An 18035-nucleotide genomic window follows, 5' to 3' on the forward strand; every position below is an offset into this window, starting at 1 on the left:
AGGTCCACACCTGCACTTGGAAAAACCTCTGGGGCATTGCACCCATCGCCCCCGATTGGGCAAACAGGGTGCAAATCCAGACGAATCGGAGCGTCTTCAATGGTATCCCGCGTCATTCCCGTCGAAACCTTCGACCTCGTCATTTTCGGGGGGACCGGCGATCTGGCCCGCCGCAAGATCCTGCCGGGCCTTTTCCGCCGCTACTGCGCGGGGCAGATGCCGCCCGAGGCGAAGATCATCGGTGCCGCGCGCTCCGAGATGGACAACGCGCAATTCCGCGACATGACTCGCGAGGTGATCGAGGAATTCGGCTCCGCACCACAGTATAATGGCCAGATCGACGCGTTTCTCGACCGCGTCTTCTACGAGGCGGTGGATGCCAAGGGCGATGACGGCTGGGAGCCCCTGAAAGCCCATCTGCGGGACGATTCGGTGCGGGCCTTCTACTTCTCGGTGGCGCCGTCGCTGTTCGGGGACATCGCGGAGCGGTTGAACGACAAGGGGCTGTCCACGCCGGAAAGCCGGATCGTGGTCGAAAAACCCTTCGGGCATGACCTTGCCTCGGCGCGCGCGCTCAACGCGACGCTGGCGCAGTATTTCGACGAGACGCAGATCTACCGGATCGACCATTATCTCGGCAAGGAAACGGTCCAGAACCTGATGGCCGTGCGCTTCGGCAACACGCTGTTCGAGCCGCTGTGGAACTCGCAATATGTCGATCATATCGAGATCACCGTGGCCGAGACCGTGGGCGTCGGCGGGCGCGGATCCTATTACGACAAATCAGGCGCCATGCGGGACATGGTGCAGAACCACCTGATGCAGCTGCTCTGTCTAATCGCGATGGAGCCGCCCGCCAAGTTCGAGCCCGACGCGGTGCGCGACGAGAAGCTGAAGGTGATCCGCGCGCTCGATCCTGTCGAGCCGCAGGATATCGTGCGCGGCCAGTACGGCGCGGGCGGCGGCGAGGAGAGTTACAAGTCTCATGTCGAGGACAGCAATTCCCGCACAGAGAGCTTCATCGCGCTGAAGGCGCATATCTCGAACTGGCGCTGGGCTGGAACGCCCTTCTACCTGCGCACGGGCAAGCGGCTGCGGGCGCGGACCTCGGATATCACCATCGTGTTCAAGGATGCGCCGCATTCGATCTTCGGTGCCGATGCCGGACGGCACCGCAACGTGCTGTCAATCCGCCTGCAGCCCAATGAGGGCATGACCCTCGGCGTGACGATCAAGGAGCCGGGGCCGGGGGGCATGCGTCTCATTGACGTGCCGCTCGACATGGCCTTCGCGGATGCGCTGGGCGCGGATACCGAAGCGGTGCCGGATGCCTATGAACGGCTGATCATGGATGTGATCCGGGGGAACCAGACCCTGTTCATGCGCGGCGACGAGGTCGAGGCCGCCTGGGCCTGGACCGATCCCATCATCGAGGGCTGGGAGTTGCGCGGCGACGTGCCGGTGACCTACGATCCCGGCGGGTCGGGGCCCGAGGATGCGCTGATGCTGCTGCACCGCGACGGGCGCCGCTGGCGGGAGATCAAGGTATGAATTACGAATTCGAAACCTATCCCGACCGCGAGGCGCTCTTCATCAACCTCGCCAACCGCATCGCCGGGGACCTGCGCGGCGCGCTTTCGCGCACCGATCGCGTGGCCTTCGCGGTGCCGGGCGGCACGTCGCCTGGGCCGGTCTTCGACGATCTGTGCTCGGTCGATCTGGATTGGGACCGGGTCGACGTCCTGCTGACCGACGAACGGTGGGTGCCCGAGGACAGCGACCGCTCCAACACGCGGCTTTTGCGGGAACGGCTGATGGTCGAGAAGGCCGCAGTGGCGCGCCTCCTGCCGATGTATCTGCCCTGCAAGACACCCGAGGAGCGGATCGACGAGATCGCCGACATGATCCGCCCCGAATTGCCCCTCTCCGTCGTGCTTCTGGGGATGGGGGCGGACATGCACACGGCCTCGCTGTTTCCCGGTGCGGACCGGCTGGAGGAGGGGCTGTCGCGCAATGCGCCGATCCTTCTGCCGATGCGGGCGGACGGCGCGCCCGAGCCGCGCGTCACCCTGAGCGCCCCGGTGCTCAATGGCGCGCTGTCGAAACATATCCTCATCATGGGGCCCGAGAAACGCGCGGCGCTGGAGAATGCCCGCGGCAAATCCGCCTCGGAGGCCCCGATCAACGCCGTGCTCGACGGCGCCATCGTGCATTGGACGGAGTGAGCATCATGTGGGACGACCTTCACGCGCTGGCCAAGGGGATCAAGACGCGGCGGATCGAGGATCTGTTTGCCGACAATGCAAAGCGGGCAGAGGAATTCAGCCTGAACGCCGCGGGCATGCTGTTCGACTATTCCAAGACGCAGATCGACGAGCAGATCCGCGCGGCCCTGATCGCACTGACCGAAGCCTCCGATCTCGATGCCCGCCGCACGGCCATGTTCACCGGCACTGCCATCAACGAGACCGAGGATCGCGCGGTTCTGCACACCGCTCTGCGTAACCTCGATGGCGGGCCCGTGCATGTGGACGGACAGGACGTCATGCCCGAGGTCCTGGAGACGCTGGACCGGATGGCGGCGCTCGCACGTGAAGTGCGGGGCTCTGACGTAACCGATGTTGTGAATATCGGCATCGGCGGCTCGGATCTCGGGCCTGCCATGGCCTACAAGGCGCTGGCACCCTATTGCGACGGGCCGCGCTGCCATTTCGTCTCAAACGTGGACGGGGCGGATATTGCCGACACGTTGCGGGGCCTCGATCCGGAGACGACGATCTTCATCGTCGCCTCGAAGACCTTCACCACGATCGAGACCATGACCAATGCCCGGACGGCGAAGGCGTGGCTCATGGACAAGGGCGTCTCCACCGACGGGCGCTTCGTCGCGTTGTCGTCGAACAAGGCGGCGGCGGGCGAGTGGGGCATCCCCGAGACACGTACCTTCGGCTTCGCAGACTGGGTCGGGGGACGCTACTCCATGTGGGGGCCCATCGGCTTGTCGCTGATGATCGCCATCGGACCCGAGGCGTTCCGCGCCTTCCTGCGCGGCGCGCAGAAGATGGATCGCCATTTCCAGGTGGCCGAGCCGCATGAGAACATGCCCGTGCTGCTGGCGCTGGTGGGGATGTGGCACAACCAGGTGCAGGGCCATGCCACGCGCGCGGTGCTGCCTTACGACAACCGCCTCGCGCGGCTGCCCGCATATCTTCAGCAGCTTGAGATGGAGAGCAACGGCAAGCGCGTGTCGATGGACGGTGCCGATCTCGAGGTGAATTCCGGCCCCGTCGTCTGGGGGGAGCCGGGCACGAATGGTCAGCACGCCTTCTACCAGTTGATCCACCAGGGCACGCGCATCGTCCCGTGTGAATTCATGGTGGCCGCCAAGGGGCACGAGGCCGATCTGCGCCACCACCACGATCTTCTCGTGGCCAATTGCCTCGCGCAATCGGAGGCGCTGATGCGGGGTCGGTCCCTCGACGAGGCGCGCGCGATCATGGAGAAGAAGGGCGCCGAGGGCGACGAGATCGAACGCCAGGCGCGCCACCGCGTCTTTCCGGGCAACCGGCCGTCCACCACGCTCATCTATCCCGAACTCACGCCCGAGATCCTCGGCAAGATCGTGGCGCTCTACGAGCATCGCGTCTTCGTCGAAGGGGTGATCCTCGGCATCAACTCCTTCGATCAATGGGGGGTGGAGCTGGGCAAGGAACTGGCCTCGTCGCTGGGGCCCGTCATCTCGGGCGAGGCAAGTGCGGACGACAAGGACGGCTCCACCCGACAGCTTGTCGAATATGTGAGCCTCTATCGCTGAGGCGATGGCTAACAGCCCCCTGATTTCAGGGCCGCGCAAACGTTGAGCGGCCCTGAAATGTTCCAGATTTTTTTGTGATTTAATTTAGCACCTTTTCGGAACGCACCCGCTCAGGGGTGTGTTGTTCTGTCACATGCACAGAGACGCAAAGGAGTTCGAAATGATCCGCCTTACCACATCCGTTCTTGCCCTCACCATTGCTGCCGGTGGCGCCATGGCTGAAAGCCATTCCAACATGGAAGACGCAGAGCAGAACCTCGAAAACGCCGCCGAAGAAACCGGCCAGGCGATCGAGAACACCGCGGAAGCAACTGAAAACGCAGCCGAAAACGCAGCTCAGGCCACCGAGAACGCGGCCGAGGAAGCTGGTCAGGAAATCGAGAACGCCGCTGACGAGACCGGTCAGGCGCTCGACGAGGCCGCCGATGAGACCGCACAGGCCGCAGAGAACGCAGCCGAGGAAACCGAGCAGGCCGCCGAGAACGCTGGTGAAGAGCTCGAGCAAGAAGCGAATGAAGTGGCGGACATGGAAATGTTCGACCCCGCACAGCTGATCCGCACCCGCGACATCACCGGTGGGCCGGTCTATTCGGTCGACGGTGAGAACGGCGTCGCCAATTTCGGTGCCGAAACCTACGAGACCGTGGGCGACGACTGGACCAAGATCGGCGAGATCGAAGACATCGTTCTGAGCAAGGACGGCCAGATGCGTGGCGTCGTGCTCGAAATCGGCGGCTTCCTCGATATCGGCGACAAGCACGTCTTCATGCAGATGGACGATGTTCAGCTGGTTGCTGTTGATGACAAGACCTACTCCATCGCCGTCGGCCAGTCGGAAGAAGAGCTGGAAGAAATGGAATCCGTCGACGAAGGCTTCTGGAACTAAGACGACTTCCCTTGATACGTTAGGCACGTATCGGCCGGGTCCCTCGCGGGGCCCGGCTTTTTTTGTCGTGTGGCGTCAGGCTTTCGGGATGTCGAAACCCGGCGGGGCCAATTCGAACCCCTCAAAGCGGAAGCCCGGCGACACGGTGCAGCCCACCAATGTCCAGTCGCCCAAGCTTCTCGCGGCCTGCCAATGCCGTTCCGGCACGATGACCTGGGGGCGGGCACCCGTTGTCAGGTCAGGCCCCAGCGTGATGTCCGTGACCGGTCCGGCGTCCGTTGCCGCAAGGCGCAAGCTAAGCGGCGCGCCAGCGTAGTAATGCCAGATCTCGGTCGCATCGACCCGATGCCAATGGCTTCCTGCGCCTGCCTTCAGAAGAAAGTAGATCGCGGTGCCCGAGGCGCGAGGCGTCTCCGTGCCCTGCCATGTCTGCCGGTAATAGCCGCCTTCGGGATGCGTCTCGAGTGCCAGAAGGTCGATGATCTCGTCGTCGGTGAGGTCTGACATGGAGGCGTCCCTTGCTGCATCGCACGCGCCCGCAGGCCCGCATTAACATACACGCGCGACCTTTGCCCCCATCGCACTGGGTGACAAGGGGCAAAGCTGATGACCAAGACCGGACCGGAGGTCCGCCGGATCGCAAGCGCAATCGTGGCGCGTGAGGGCGGATATGTGAACGATCCCGACGATCCGGGCGGGGCGACGAAATATGGCGTGACCATCGGCACGATGCGCCGATTGCGCATCGATCTGGATGGCGATGGCGATACGGATATCGCCGATGTGCGCGCGCTGAGCCGTGAGCAGGCGGTCGATATCTTCCTGCAGCATTATTACGCGCGCCCCGGGATCGCGGGCCTGCCGGAGCCGCTTCAGGCCTCGGTCTTCGACATGTACGTGAATGCAGGCGGCAATGCCGTGAAGATCCTGCAGCGTCTGATGGGCCAGATGGGATTTCCGGTCGCGGTCGACGGGGCCATCGGGCCTCAGACGTTGGGCGCCTGCCAGAAGGCCTTCGCCGAGGCGGGCGCGCTTCTGGTCGATGCCTACGGGATCGCGCGGCGCAACTATTACTTCGACCTTGCGGACAGGCGGCCTGCGTCGCGCAAATACGCGCGCACCCGCGCCGGGCGCAAAGGCGGCTGGATCAAGCGTGCGGAGGAGTTCATGGCGCCGCGTTATCATCTGAGTGACGCCGAGTTCAGCGCGCGGGTGGCGGCATGGGGGTGATCGAGTTCCTGTTCGGGTCGGGCCGCAACGTGGTGGCCGAGACGGCGGAGGTGTTTCGCGTCAATGCCGAAGGCGACGCGGCGCGCGATGCGGCCTTGCGCACCGCTGCCATGGCGCAGTTCGGCGCGGAATTCGCCCTGCCCAAGAAGGGCCTCTTCGACCGGGTGATCGACGGGATGAACCGGGTGCCGCGCCCGGCCATGGCGCTCGGCACGTTGGGGCTCTTCGTGACGGCCATGGTCGACCCGGTCTGGTTCGGCGCGCGCATGGCGGGCATTGCCCTCGTGCCGGAGCCGCTCTGGTGGCTGTTGGGCGCGGTGGTGAGCTTCTATTTCGGCGCGCGCCACCAGGCGAAGGGGCAGGATCTGCAGCGCCAGATGGCCGCCACGCTGGCGGGCGCGCCAGCGATCATGGCGCAGATGCGCGCCATCGAAGGTCTCCGCGGATCGGCAGAGGCCGGGCAGGGCGGGGCGACGCCCGCAGCGCGCCTCAATGCCCCGGCGGAAGCAGGCGATGACGCGCCCAACGCTGCGCTGGCCGAATGGCGTCAGGGGCAGGGCTGAACGCCGAGCCGGGACGCGCGACAAGTTGAACCGTGCAGGCCGATCCCCATTGGCCTGCGCGGCCTCCGCGCATATACATGGGGCATGATTACAGAACTCGGACATTTCGCCCTGATCCTCGCGTTCCTCGTGGCGCTGGTTCAGATGGTCGTGCCGCTGATCGGCGCGCATCAACGCTGGCAGGGATGGATGGCTGTGGCCGAACCCGCGGCCACGACCCAATTCCTGTTGGTGGGCTTTTCCTTCGCCGCGCTGATGTATGCCTTCATCACGTCCGACTTCTCGTTGAGCCTCGTTGTGCAGAATTCCCATTCCGCCAAACCGATGATCTACAAGATTTCGGGCACCTGGGGGAACCATGAAGGCTCTATGCTGCTGTGGGTGCTGATCCTGGCACTCTTCGGCGCGATGGCCGCCTGGTTCGGATCGAACCTGCCCGAGACGCTGCGGGCCCGCGTTCTGGCCGTGCAGGCCGCGGTGGGCGTGGCCTTCTATGCCTTCATCATCTGGACCTCGAACCCCTTCACGCGCATGGCGGTGCCGCCCTTTGACGGGCAGGATCTGAACCCGCTGCTGCAGGATCCGGGCCTCGCCTTCCATCCGCCGTTTCTGTATCTCGGCTATGTCGGTCTTTCGATCTGCTTCTCCTTCGCGGTCGCAGCCCTGATCGAAGGCCGGGTCGATGCCGCCTGGGGCCGCTGGGTGCGTCCCTGGACGCTGGCCGCCTGGGTGTTCTTGACCATCGGCATCGGGCTCGGCTCCTGGTGGGCCTATTACGAGCTGGGCTGGGGCGGCTTCTGGTTCTGGGACCCGGTGGAGAACGCCTCCTTCATGCCTTGGCTCTTTGCCGCAGCCCTTCTGCATTCGGCCATCGTGGTCGAGAAACGCGAGGCGCTGAAAGCCTGGACGATCCTTCTGGCGATCCTCGCCTTCGGCTTTTCCCTGATCGGGACGTTCATCGTGCGCTCGGGCGTTCTGACCTCCGTGCACGCCTTCGCGAACGATCCGGATCGCGGCGTTTTCATCCTGATGATCTTGGTGTTCTTCACCGGTGGCGCGCTGACGCTCTTCGCGATGCGGGCCCATGCGATGCAGGCCAAGGGTGTCTTCGGTGTCGTCAGCCGCGAGAGCGCGCTGGTCGCCAACAATATCCTGCTTGCCGTGTCGTCCTTCGTGGTCTTCGTGGGCACGGTCTGGCCGCTGGTGGCCGAGATGCTCTTCGATCGCAAGCTTTCGGTCGGGCCGCCCTTCTTCAACGCGGCCTTCACGCCCTTCATGCTGATCCTCGGATTGATCCTGCCCTTGGGCGCGATGATTTCCTGGAAGCGCGGCAAGCTCGGCCGTGTGGCAAAGACCCTGATGCCGGTCTTCGTGCTGGCCGTGGCATTGGGCGGGCTGGCGTGGTCGATGCAGACAGGCCGGTCGCTGTTGGGGCCGGTCGGCGTCTTCCTGGGCGCCTGGCTTGTGGGCGGCGCGCTGACCGATCTGTGGTCGCGCACAGGCCGCAGCCGGGACCTCAAGCGCCTGCTGCGTCTGCCGCGCGCCGATTGGGGCAAGTCCACCGCCCATGCGGGGCTTGGTATCCTGTTCATCGGTGTTGCGGGTCTGACGGCCTGGGAAAGCGAAGATATCCGGGTCGCGCAGGTGGGTGAAAGCTTCGAGGTTGCGGGCTTCACCCTGACGCTGAACGATGTGCGGCGCGTGCAAGGGCCGAACTACGTCTCGACCATGGGCGATGTCACGCTCGCGCGGAACGGCACGGTTCTGGCCGAGCTCTTCCCCGAGAAGCGCAATTACCCGGTGGCGCAGATGCCCACCACCGAAGCTGCGATCGATTACCGCTTCCTGCGCGATGTCTACGTGGTGATTGGCGACCGGCAGGAGAATGGCGGCTGGGTCGTGCGGACCTATATCAAGCCGCTGGCGAACTGGATCTGGGCGGGCACGCTGATCATGTCGCTCGGCGGATTGCTGAGCCTCACGGATCGCCGATTCCGGGTGGCCGCCGGGGCCCGGAAGAGTACTGCCAAGAATGCGGTGCCTGCGGAATGACGGGGATGCGCGCCTCCGCCCTTGCGGGCGTCCTCGCCGCGATGATCGCGCTCCCGGCCTTTGCGGTGCAGCCCGACGAGGTGCTGGACGATCCCGCCCTCGAGGCGCGGGCGCGCCAGATCTCCGAAGGGCTGCGCTGCCTTGTCTGTCGCAACGAGTCGATCGACGAAAGCAATGCCTCGCTGGCCCGCGACCTGCGCATCCTGGTGCGCGAACGGCTCGTCGAAGGCGACACGAACGAAGAGACCGTCGACTACATCGTCGAGCGCTACGGCGAATATGTCCTGCTGAACCCGCAGACCGATGGCTGGAACTGGCTTCTCTGGGCCGCCGGTCCTCTGATGTTGCTGACAGCGGCGGGCCTCGGCGCGGGCTATCTGCGCGGACGTGCAAAGGCCGTGCCGCAAGCGGAAGCAGCGCTCAGCCCGGACGAAGAGAAGCGCCTCAAGGATCTTCTCGACGATGTCTGACGCCGCGTAGCGCTTTGCCTTTCGCGCCATGCCGGTATTTGATGCGGCAAACGCGCGAGAGGACAGACCCATGCAATACGAAACGATCACCTACGCGGTCACGGACGGCGTGGCCGTGGTGACCATGAATCGCCCCGACGTGATGAACGCGCTCAACACGCAGATGCGCGCGGAGATCACCCATGCCATCCAGCAGGGCGGCACGGAGGCGCGCTGCGTCGTGCTGACCGGCACGGGGCGGGCCTTCTGCTCGGGGCAGGATCTCGGTGACCGGGCCAATGCCGCCAATCTCGATCTCGAACGCACGCTGCGCGACGAATACGTGCCGATGCTGCGCGCCGTGGTGGATTGCCCGGTGCCAACGATTTCGGCGGTGAACGGCGCGGCTGCCGGGGCAGGGGCCAACCTGGCGCTGGTCGCGGACGTGGTCATCGCGACTGAGAGCGCCTTCTTCAGCCAGGCCTTCACGCGGATCGGGCTCATCCCCGATGCCGGCGGCACGTGGGCGCTGCCCCGCCAGATGGGCCTTGCCAAGGCGATGGGTGCGGCACTGTTCGCCGAGAAGATCACCGCGATGCAGGCCGACAAGTGGGGCATGATATGGGAGGCGGTGCCGGACGACCAGTTCGACGCCCAATGGAAGGCGCGTGCGGCGCATCTCTCCAAGGGGCCGACCGCGGCCTATCAGAAGGTGAAGACCGCGATGCATGCGAGTTTCGAGAACGATCTCGAGGCGCAGCTCGCGTTGGAAGCCAAGCTGCAGGGCGAATGCGGCAAGACCCGCGACTTCAAGGAGGGCGTCGTGTCGTTCCTCGAAAAGCGCCCGCCCGTCTTCGAGGGGCGCTGAGCCCACCAGTACAAAAACGCAAAACGCCCGGGCAGTCGTCGTGACCGTCCGGGCGTTTCTGTTTCGGCAAGGGGCCGGGATCAGGCCATCATGCTGTCGGCCTCTTCCTCTTCTTCCGGCTGCTCCTCGGTCTCTTCGGCGACAAGCTCGTCCTTGAAGAGGATGTCGTATTGTGCGCCCTCGCAATCATCCGCCTTGGGATTGCTGTAGCACAGATCGTCGACCGCGCCGGAGCCCACGAGGTTCACATCCATGAAGGTCACGCCCGCCGTTGCGATCTCGATGGTCTGGACGCTGTTGTCGCCCGCCGCCGGGATCTCGAAGCTGTTCAGCACATTGCCGTCGGCGTCGAACAGGTCGATGGTGCCGCCCTGTTCCTCGACATCGAGGATGTTGACCGATTGCACATCGGATGCGGACAGGAACTCGAAGGAGATCGTGCCGCCATGGGCGTTGTCGTCCGGGTCGGAGCTGTCGCCATCCTCGGAGAGGATGATCGCCTTGCCCTGATCGGCAAAGCCAAGGTCCCAGTCGCCGCCTGTCGGGTTCGCGGTGTCGAAGATCATCGCATCGCTCGGCCCGTTGGGGTCGGAGCCCGCATTCTGCCCGGTGATCAGGAGCCCGGAGAAGGCGCTGAACGGATCGTCGCCTGCCTCTGCACTGTCGAAATCCTCGCAGACCTTTTCGCTGTCGTCGTCATCCTGGGTCGCTTCCGGCAGGGCCTCGACCTTGATGTTGTCGATGAGGATATCCTCGTTCGACGCGGAGATGTCGCTGTCGAAGCGGAACTGCACGTTGGACGAGGCGGTGTCGAGGATGCCGCCCTCATAGGTCAGGGTGGTCGCGTCCTTCGTGATGGTCTGGCCGGTTTCCGAGCCCACGAGCGCGGTGCCCGCATCATTGACCATGAACTCGTCGAGCAGCACCCACTCGCCGCCATCGATCTGCACTTCGACGCGCAGGCTGTCGGCATAATGGCCCGAATTTTCGAACGTGCCGGTGCAGGGCGACTCGGCATCGAAGGTGAAGCGCACGGGATCGTCGGTTGCGACTTCCTTGAAGGTCAGCAGACCGTCATCTCCGCCATCGGTCGCGAGCTTGCCATAGCAGACATCCCAATGCGTCGAGCCCTCGACGATTTCGCTTTGCGATGCGTAGTGGATGCCGTCGAAATCGTCTTCGAGCAGGCAGATCGGCTCGGGCGGAGTGTCGCCGTCGACGACGACCTCGTTCACGGTGCTGATCTGCACATTGTCGATGTCGATATATTCGTTGCCGGCCGAGATGTCGGAGACGAAGCGGAACTGCGCGCCTTCCTCGACCGTGTCGAGGATGCCGCCTTCATAGGTCAGCGTGCCGCCGTGATCGTTGAAGGTTTGCCCGGTCTCGGAGCCGACCATCGCCGTGCCCGCATCGTTCACCGCGAACACGTCGAGCGTGACCCACTCGCCGCCATCGATCTGGACCTGCACGGACAGGCTGTCCGCGGCATGGCCGGAATTCTCGAAGCAGGAGACGTTCCATGTGGAGGCATCAAAGGTCAGGCTGACGGCCTCGTTCGCCTCGACCTTGCCGAAGGTCAGAGCACCGTCATTACAGCCATCCGTCGAGAGCTGGTTGTTGTAGATGTACCAGCCGTCATTGCCCACGACGCTGTCGCTCTGCTCGGGCGTGTGGATGGCATTGAAATCCTCGGACAGGGCCACGGTCTCGACCAGCTCGGTCGTTGTGCCGCTGTCGCTGTCGCCGGGATTGCCGACCAGCGCCTGGCCGTTGCCGGTATCGGAATCGATCACGACGGTGATGTTTGTGAAGTCGATATCTTCGATGCTGAGGGTCTGGTCAAAATCCACAGGCTGGATCGTGAAGGCCAGCGGCGCGCCCACTTCGCCCGCGGTGCTGCCTGCCTCGACGGAGCCGAACTGCACGCCCACATCGAAGCTTTGCTGCACCATCGCGCCGTTATCGAGGTGGTTCACGCTGTCGACGGTGTTGTCGAAGCCGGTGATCGGGATATTGCCCTCGAAGGGAAACACGTCGAGCGGCATCTGCTCGGCGTCACCCTTGAGATTGAAGAAGAGCCCGTCGATATCCATCGCCTGCGACGGGTCGACGAAGCGGAAGACCAGCTTGTTGCCGTCGGGGATGACTTCGAGGTCGATCGTGGGATCGCAGCCCAGGGTGATGAAAAACGTGTCGGCTGAGGACATGGCGCAATCTCCGCATCGATAAAGAAACCTGCCGGGCAGGGGCTCCGGCCTGAATTGTGTTAGAAAGACGGCGAGGATTTAGCAATTTTTTTATGTTTTTCAGAGAGATGACGCTACGTTTGTTCCCGTCATGGAGACAATGCGCGGCCCATGGCGGTATTGCCTCCGGGGTCGTTTCCAAATTGAGGCCCGGAATCAAAACGGCCGCGGCATCGCTGCCACGGCCGGTCTGCAATCTGTGATTTTTGGGATCAGCGCGATTCGATATCGCGGTAATCGCGCTGCGTGTTGCCGAGGTAAAGCTGGCGCGGCCGACCGATCTTGTTCTGCGGATCGTTCAGCATTTCCTTCCACTGGCTGACCCAGCCCACCGTGCGCGACAGCGCGAAGATCGGCGTGAACATCGAGGTCGGGAAGCCCATCGCCTCGAGGATGATGCCGGAATAGAAGTCCACGTTCGGGAACAGCTTCTTCTCGACGAAGTAGGGGTCGTTGAGTGCGGCCTGCTCCAGCTCCTTCGCGGTGGCGAGGATCGGGTTGTTCTCGATCCCCATGAGGTCGAGCACCTCGTCCGCGGATTGCTTCATGACCTTCGCGCGCGGGTCGAAGTTCTTGTAGACCCGGTGGCCGAAGCCCATCAGGCGGAACGGATCGTTCTTGTCCTTGGCGCGCGCGATGTATTCCGGGATGTTCTCGGGCGAGCCGATTTCCTTCAGCATCTCGAGGCAGGCCTGGTTTGCACCGCCATGTGCAGGCCCCCAGAGGCAGGCCACGCCGGCCGCGATGCAGGCAAACGGGTTCGCGCCCGAGGACGAGGCCAGACGCACCGTCGAGGTCGAGGCGTTCTGCTCGTGATCCGCGTGCAAGGTAAAGATCCGGTCCATCGCACGGGCGAGGATCGGGTCGACGACGTATTCCTCTGCCGGGACGGCGAAGCACATGTGCAGGAAGTTCGCCGCATAGGACAGATCGTTGCGCGGATAAACGAAGGGCTGACCCACCGAATACTTGTAGGCCCAGGCCGCGATGGTGGGCATCTTGGCGATGAGCCGGTGCGATGCGACCTCGCGCTGATAGGGATCGGCGATGTCGGTGCTGTCATGGTAGAAGGCCGACATGGCGCCCACGACCCCGACCATGATGGCCATCGGGTGCGCGTCGCGGCGGAAGCCGCGGAAGAAGTTCACCATCTGCTCGTGCAGCATGGTGTGGCGCGTGATCGTGTTCTCGAAGTCTTCGAGCTGCGTCGAGGATGGCAGTTCGCCGTAAAGCAGCAGGTAGCACACTTCGAGGTAATGCGACTTCGAGGCCAGCTGGTCGATCGGGTAACCGCGGTGCAGAAGCTCGCCCTTGTCGCCGTCGATGAAGGTGATCGTCGAGTCGCAGCTTGCCGTGGAGGTGAAGCCCGGATCGTAGGTGAAGACGCCCGCCTGCGCATACAGCTTGCGGATGTCGATCACGTCGGGGCCCGCCGTGGGCGTGTAGATGGGCAGGTCGTAGGACTGCCCATCGATGGTCATCGTTGCGTTCTTGGAGCTGTCAGCCATGCCGTCATCCCTTCCTGTCATTCCGCCATGCCGCGTTCACCGGCATGGGCCCTTGTTTCCGGGACGCTCGGGCTGGTCGCTCAGGCCTGGGGCTGGCGCCCGTCAGGCATCGAGGCGTCCCGCCTGTTCGATGCGCAGGAGGCTTTCCTCCCGCCCGAGAACAAGCATCATGTCGAACACGCTGGGCGTGACCGCGCGGCCGGCAAGCGCCGCACGCAGGGGGCCCGCCATCTTGCCGAATTTGATGCCATGAGCGTCCGCGACAGCATTGGTTGCTGCCTCTAATCCGTCTCGCGACCAGCTAGCATTTTGCAGGTGCGGCGTCAATTCTCCCAGTATACCACGGGATACATCATCCAGCGCCTTGGCGGCTTTCTCATCCGGCTCGACGGGGGCGTCGGTCAGGATAAAGTGCGCCTTTTCAAGAAGCTCCGGCAATGTCTTCGCGCGATCTTTCAGGCAATACATCGCCCGCGATAATCCGTCTTTCTGACCTTCGGTCAAGGGAATGTCTCCCTTGGCGTCGAGATATGCCGAGATTTCATGCAGCAGCGCAGCATCGTCCATGGCGGCGATATGCTGACCGCAGAGATTCTCCAGCTTCTTGAAGTCGAGCCGGGCGGGGGATTTGCCGATGCCGCCCAGATCGAACCAGTCCCGCGCCTCGGCATCGGTGAAGAATTCGTCGTCGCCGTGGCTCCATCCGAGGCGGGTCAAATAATTGCGCATGCCGGCCGCCGGATACCCCATCAGCTGGTATTCCTCGAGCCCGACCGCGCCGTGGCGCTTCGACAGCTTCTTTCCGTCGGGGCCATGGATCAGCGGGATATGCGCATAGACCGGGACGTCCCAGCCCATCGCCTCGTAGATGCCCATCTGGCGCGCCGCATTGTTGAGGTGATCGTCACCCCGGATCACATGGGTCACGCCCATGTCGTGATCGTCGACCACCACCGCCAGCATGTAGACGGGCGTGCCGTCCGAACGCAGCAGGATCATGTCGTCGAGCTGGTCATTGCCGATCCGCACGTCGCCTTGCACCTCGTCGCGGATCACCGTCTCACCGGTTTCGGGCGTCTTCAGGCGGATGACGTAAGGGGTATCTGAAGGATGCGTCGCGGGATCCGCATCGCGCCAGGGTGAGCGGAACAGCGTCGAGCGGCCCTCGGCCCGGGCGGCTTCGCGGAATGCCTCGATCTCTTCCTGCGTCGAGAAGCACTTGTAGGCGGCCCCCTTGTCCAGAAGCGTGCGCGCCACTTCGGCATGGCGATCGGCGCGGGCCGCCTGGCTGACCACCTCGCCATCGTGATCGAGGCCGAGCCAGCCCATCCCCTGCAGGATGGCGGCCGTCGCCTCTGGCGTGGAGCGCGCGCGATCCGTGTCTTCGATCCGAAGCAGGAACTTGCCGCCACGACCCCGCGCATAGAGCCAGTTGAACAGCGCCGTCCGGGCGCCGCCGATATGCAGATATCCCGTGGGAGAAGGGGCGAAGCGAGTGACGACCTGTTCGGACATAAGAAGCGTTAACCTTTCGATAACCAAGGGCGCGCAAAGTGCTGCGGACCCATATCACGCGGGGCCGGGAGGACAAGCATGGGCCGGGTCTGGACCGCCATGGAAACACGCCTCGCCTCGCAATCGGGGGCGTTGTTCCCGTGGCTCGCGGTTTTGTTCGGTCTGGGCGTCGGGGTCTATTTCGCTTTGCCCATCGAGCCACCGCTCTGGTCCCTCGCGGTGATGGCCGGGCTGGGGGCGCTATGCGTGCTGCAGGCCTGCCGGACGGGGCTGCTGGCCTCGGCGCTCCTGTTTTGTGTCGCCATGCCTGCGCTGGGTGTCTCGGTTTCGGGTCTGCGCACGGAGATCGTGGCCACCCCGCTGATCGACGGGCGTTATTTCGGTCCGATCCAAGGGCGGATCGTCGCGCTTGATCGTTCCGCGTCGGGCAAACCGCGCCTCACGCTTGACCAGGTGGTGCTGCCCTGGACCCCGCCTGAACAGACGCCGCGCCGGGTGCGCGTGTCCCTTCATGGCGATCAGCGCTGGCTCGATCCCGCACCGGGGCGCGTTGTGATCCTTACGGGGCATCTCTCCGCGCCGCAAGGTCCGGTGGAGCCTTATGGTTTCGACTTCCGCCGCCACGCCTGGTTCAAATCGCTGGGCGGCGTGGGATATACCCGCTCGCCGGTTCTGCACCTGTCGGAAGGGGGCGATGTGTTGCCCGTCGCACGCGTACGACACGCGCTTGCGAAGCGGATCCGGGCGGCGCTGGGAGAGGATCGCGGCGCGGTCGCGGCGGCCATCCTCGTGGGCGACCGCAGCGGCATTTCGCCTGACGCGCTGACAGCGTTGCGCGAATCCAACCTCGCGCACCTTTTGGCGATATCCGGGCTGCATATGGGCCTTGTGGCGGGGCTCGTCTTTGGCGGGCTGCGTTTGGGCCTCGTGGCCTTGCCCGGCATCGGGTTGCGCTGGCCGGTGAAGAAAATCGCGGCATGCGGCGCATTGATCGCGGCGGCAGGCTATCTCGCCCTCTCGGGGGGCAATGTCGCGACGCAACGCGCCTTCGTCATGGTGTCCGTGATGTTGCTCGCCGTGGTGCTCGACCGGCGGGCCTTGTCCCTCAGATCCGTGGCGATTGCCGCGTTGATCGTTCTGGTCCTCACGCCCGAAGCGTTGCTGGGCCCCGGTTTCCAGATGTCCTTTGCCGCCACGACGGCGCTGGTTGCAGCCTTTGCCGCCTGGCGCAATCGCGGGTTCGAGGGCCGTTTGCCGGGCTGGCTGCGCGGTGCCGCGGCACTCGTGCTGTCCTCGGCGGTCGCGGGGGCGGCGACCGCACCTTTCGCCATGGCCCATTTCAACCTGATCTCGCATTACGGGCTCCTGGCCAACCTCCTCGCCGTGCCGCTGATGGGGGTTCTGGTCATGCCTGCCGGGCTCATGGCGCTCGTGGCGATGCCCTTCGGATGGGAGGCCGTGCCGCTTTGGATCATGGGGGGCGGGCTCGACTGGATCATGGGTGTGGCCGCTTATGTCTCGGGCCTGCCGGGTGCTGTCGGTCAGATCAAGGCGCCGCCCCCATGGGTCCTGCCGCTGATTGCCTCGGCAGGTCTGATCTTCGTGCTGTGGCAGGGGCGTGGACGACTAATCGCGGCATTTCCCGCCATCGCGGCGCTGTCGCTCTGGGCCATGAGCGAGCGTCCGGAAATCCTGATCGCGCGGGACGGCGCCCTTGTGGGCGTCATGACAGAAGAGGGCCGTGCCCTGTCGAAAGCCCGTGGTGCCGGGTTCACGGCGCGTCTATGGGCCGAAAACGATGGGGAGCGCATCGGTCAGGAGGATGCCGCGAAGCTTTGGTCCGCGCTTGATGGGGAGGTGGTGCACCTGTCGCGCAAGCGGGACCTCGCGGTCTTCGCGGGATGTGAGCGCGGGATGCTGGTCATCAGCGTTTTCGCGTTGGACGCAGCAAAAGGCTGCAGGATCATCGGGCCTGCCGAGCTTGCGCGAAGCGGTGCCATGGCGATCACGCACACACCGGACGGGCTGCGGATCATCACGTCGCGGCAGATTACCGGACTGCGGCCCTGGTCAGAAACCAGATCGGAGCGATGGTCGGACGCGCGTCCGCAGAAGCTCGCCTGGAAAGGCCGGTCTCCAGCGGGTCAGTAGGTGCGGATCAATCCGACCAGTCGCCCCTGAACCGAGACATCGCCACGGGGCAGCACGCGCGGCTCATAGGCTGGGTTCGCAGCTTCCAGGATGATCATGTCATCCTTGCGTTTGAACCGCTTCAGCGTGGCCTCATAGCCTTGCACCTGCGCCACAACGATATCTCCGTTCTGCGCCTCGCCGGTTTCGCGGATGACCACGACATCCCCGTCATTGATGCCCGCGTCGATCATGGAATCGCCTTTGACCTCAAGCGCGTAGTGCCGCCCGGCACCGGCGAGCATCTGGCCAGGCACCGCAATCTCGGGCGGGATGTCATTGATCGCCTCGATCGGTGCACCCGCCGCGATCCGTCCGAGGATCTGCAGATCCGTCGCATGGGTCGCCGACACGGGTTGCGCCGCTGCAGGACGGGACGTGGCGGCATCACCCTCGATCACGCGGGGCTGAAATCCGTTCTGCGCAGTGCCGCCCAGCGTTTCCGGCAGCTTCACGATCTCGATTGCACGGGCACGATGGGCGAGGCGACGGATAAAGCCGCGCTCCTCCAGCGCCGTGATCAATCGGTGAATTCCGGACTTCGACCGCAGATCCAATGCTTCCTTCATCTCGTCAAAGCTGGGCGGCACGCCATCGCGCTGCAGGCGACGGTTGATGAAGTCCAGAAGATCGAGTTGTTTCTTGGTCAGCATGCGGTCGCCTCCGAGGTGATGTTCGGCTTTGTTCTATCTGTGTTCGCGTTTTGTGTCA

Annotated in this window: 15 protein-coding genes; 10 read left to right on the forward strand and 5 right to left on the reverse strand. The window is 64.3% G+C overall.

The window, feature by feature from the left end; all coding sequences use genetic code 11:
* Positions 1-99 precede the first annotated feature (99 nt).
* From zwf to FIV09_RS06485, 4 genes are all read left to right on the forward strand, one after another.
* Positions 100-1551 carry a glucose-6-phosphate dehydrogenase gene (gene zwf / locus FIV09_RS06470; protein ID WP_152449228.1) on the forward strand — a complete coding sequence of 484 codons (1452 nt, stop codon included), beginning with the start codon at positions 100-102 and terminating at the stop codon, positions 1549-1551.
* Positions 1548-2225, forward strand: coding sequence for a 6-phosphogluconolactonase (gene pgl, locus FIV09_RS06475; protein WP_152449229.1), 678 nt, complete (start codon positions 1548-1550; stop codon positions 2223-2225). The genes zwf and pgl overlap by 4 nt, the downstream gene beginning before the upstream one ends.
* Positions 2226-2230: 5 nt before the next feature.
* Positions 2231-3814 carry a glucose-6-phosphate isomerase gene (gene pgi, locus FIV09_RS06480; RefSeq protein ID WP_152449230.1) on the forward strand — a complete coding sequence of 528 codons (1584 nt, stop codon included), beginning with the start codon at positions 2231-2233 and terminating at the stop codon, positions 3812-3814.
* Positions 3815-3974: 160 nt separating this feature from the next.
* The gene (locus FIV09_RS06485) at positions 3975-4700 is read left to right on the forward strand and encodes a PRC-barrel domain-containing protein (protein WP_254702319.1); all 726 of its coding nucleotides are present in this window, start codon (positions 3975-3977) and stop codon (positions 4698-4700) included.
* Between the two features lie 75 nt (positions 4701-4775).
* On the opposite strand, the gene FIV09_RS06490 is transcribed toward FIV09_RS06485, so the two are convergent.
* Positions 4776-5207, reverse strand: coding sequence for a cupin domain-containing protein (locus FIV09_RS06490; protein ID WP_152449231.1), 432 nt, complete (start codon positions 5205-5207; stop codon positions 4776-4778).
* A gap of 99 nt (positions 5208-5306) precedes the next feature.
* On the opposite strand from FIV09_RS06490, the gene FIV09_RS06495 reads away from it, so the two are divergent.
* The 5 genes from FIV09_RS06495 to FIV09_RS06515 all read left to right on the forward strand — a co-directional run bounded on the left by FIV09_RS06495 (position 5307) and on the right by FIV09_RS06515 (position 9862).
* Entirely contained in the window at positions 5307-5930 is a 624-nt protein-coding gene (locus FIV09_RS06495) for a holin-associated N-acetylmuramidase (protein ID WP_152449232.1), read from the forward strand.
* Entirely contained in the window at positions 5921-6493 is a 573-nt protein-coding gene (locus FIV09_RS06500) for a holin family protein (RefSeq protein WP_152449233.1), read from the forward strand. The genes FIV09_RS06495 and FIV09_RS06500 overlap by 10 nt, the downstream gene beginning before the upstream one ends.
* A gap of 84 nt (positions 6494-6577) precedes the next feature.
* Positions 6578-8545 (forward strand): heme lyase CcmF/NrfE family subunit, encoded by a 1968-nt coding sequence (locus FIV09_RS06505; RefSeq protein ID WP_152449234.1) that lies wholly within the window; start codon positions 6578-6580, stop codon positions 8543-8545.
* 5 nt (positions 8546-8550) lie between these two features.
* Complete coding sequence (locus FIV09_RS06510) at positions 8551-9015, forward strand: cytochrome c-type biogenesis protein (protein ID WP_152452404.1); 465 nt, start codon at positions 8551-8553, stop codon at positions 9013-9015.
* A 70-nt stretch (positions 9016-9085) separates the two neighbouring features.
* The gene (locus tag FIV09_RS06515; RefSeq protein WP_152449235.1) at positions 9086-9862 is read left to right on the forward strand and encodes an enoyl-CoA hydratase-related protein; all 777 of its coding nucleotides are present in this window, start codon (positions 9086-9088) and stop codon (positions 9860-9862) included.
* 80 nt (positions 9863-9942) lie between these two features.
* Here FIV09_RS06515 and FIV09_RS06520 read toward each other — a convergent pair whose 3' ends face one another.
* The 3 genes from FIV09_RS06520 to gltX all read right to left on the reverse strand — a co-directional run bounded on the left by FIV09_RS06520 (position 9943) and on the right by gltX (position 15134).
* Complete coding sequence (locus tag FIV09_RS06520) at positions 9943-12072, reverse strand: hypothetical protein (protein ID WP_152449236.1); 2130 nt, start codon at positions 12070-12072, stop codon at positions 9943-9945.
* A gap of 251 nt (positions 12073-12323) precedes the next feature.
* Entirely contained in the window at positions 12324-13619 is a 1296-nt protein-coding gene (gene gltA, locus FIV09_RS06525; RefSeq protein WP_152449237.1) for a citrate synthase, read from the reverse strand.
* 102 nt (positions 13620-13721) lie between these two features.
* A complete protein-coding gene (gene gltX / locus FIV09_RS06530) occupies positions 13722-15134 on the reverse strand; it encodes a glutamate--tRNA ligase (RefSeq protein WP_152449238.1) in 1413 nt (470 codons plus the stop codon).
* Positions 15135-15212: 78 nt separating this feature from the next.
* Between gltX and FIV09_RS06535 the strand changes: the two genes are divergently transcribed.
* A complete protein-coding gene (locus FIV09_RS06535; protein WP_152449239.1) occupies positions 15213-17285 on the forward strand; it encodes a ComEC/Rec2 family competence protein in 2073 nt (690 codons plus the stop codon).
* Here FIV09_RS06535 and lexA read toward each other — a convergent pair.
* Positions 17279-17977: a transcriptional repressor LexA gene (gene lexA / locus FIV09_RS06540; RefSeq protein ID WP_152449240.1), complete on the reverse strand. Its 699-nt coding sequence runs from the start codon at positions 17975-17977 to the stop codon at positions 17279-17281. The two genes, FIV09_RS06535 and lexA, sit on opposite strands and share 7 nt — an antisense overlap.
* Between the last annotated feature and the right edge of the window lie 58 nt (positions 17978-18035).

Origin of the sequence: Roseivivax sp. THAF197b, assembly GCF_009363255.1 — a bacterium.
In the GTDB taxonomy this organism is placed as follows: domain Bacteria; phylum Pseudomonadota; class Alphaproteobacteria; order Rhodobacterales; family Rhodobacteraceae; genus Roseivivax.

Bases quoted from the DNA above. Each gene is read 5' to 3' on its own strand.
- pgl (WP_152449229.1), top strand. From the start codon at position 1,548: ATGAATTACGAATTCGAAACCTATCCCGACCGCGAGGCGCTCTTCATC.
- FIV09_RS06500 (WP_152449233.1), top strand. From the start codon at position 5,921: ATGGGGGTGATCGAGTTCCTGTTCGGGTCGGGCCGCAACGTGGTGGCC.
- FIV09_RS06510 (WP_152452404.1), top strand. From the start codon at position 8,551: ATGCGCGCCTCCGCCCTTGCGGGCGTCCTCGCCGCGATGATCGCGCTC.
- FIV09_RS06485 (WP_254702319.1), top strand. From the start codon at position 3,975: ATGATCCGCCTTACCACATCCGTTCTTGCCCTCACCATTGCTGCCGGT.
- zwf (WP_152449228.1), top strand. From the start codon at position 100: ATGGTATCCCGCGTCATTCCCGTCGAAACCTTCGACCTCGTCATTTTC.
- FIV09_RS06490 (WP_152449231.1), bottom strand. From the start codon at position 5,207: ATGTCAGACCTCACCGACGACGAGATCATCGACCTTCTGGCACTCGAG.
- pgi (WP_152449230.1), top strand. From the start codon at position 2,231: ATGTGGGACGACCTTCACGCGCTGGCCAAGGGGATCAAGACGCGGCGG.
- lexA (WP_152449240.1), bottom strand. From the start codon at position 17,977: ATGCTGACCAAGAAACAACTCGATCTTCTGGACTTCATCAACCGTCGC.
- FIV09_RS06495 (WP_152449232.1), top strand. From the start codon at position 5,307: ATGACCAAGACCGGACCGGAGGTCCGCCGGATCGCAAGCGCAATCGTG.
- gltA (WP_152449237.1), bottom strand. From the start codon at position 13,619: ATGGCTGACAGCTCCAAGAACGCAACGATGACCATCGATGGGCAGTCC.
- FIV09_RS06505 (WP_152449234.1), top strand. From the start codon at position 6,578: ATGATTACAGAACTCGGACATTTCGCCCTGATCCTCGCGTTCCTCGTG.
- FIV09_RS06520 (WP_152449236.1), bottom strand. From the start codon at position 12,072: ATGTCCTCAGCCGACACGTTTTTCATCACCCTGGGCTGCGATCCCACG.
- FIV09_RS06515 (WP_152449235.1), top strand. From the start codon at position 9,086: ATGCAATACGAAACGATCACCTACGCGGTCACGGACGGCGTGGCCGTG.
- gltX (WP_152449238.1), bottom strand. From the start codon at position 15,134: ATGTCCGAACAGGTCGTCACTCGCTTCGCCCCTTCTCCCACGGGATAT.
- FIV09_RS06535 (WP_152449239.1), top strand. From the start codon at position 15,213: ATGGGCCGGGTCTGGACCGCCATGGAAACACGCCTCGCCTCGCAATCG.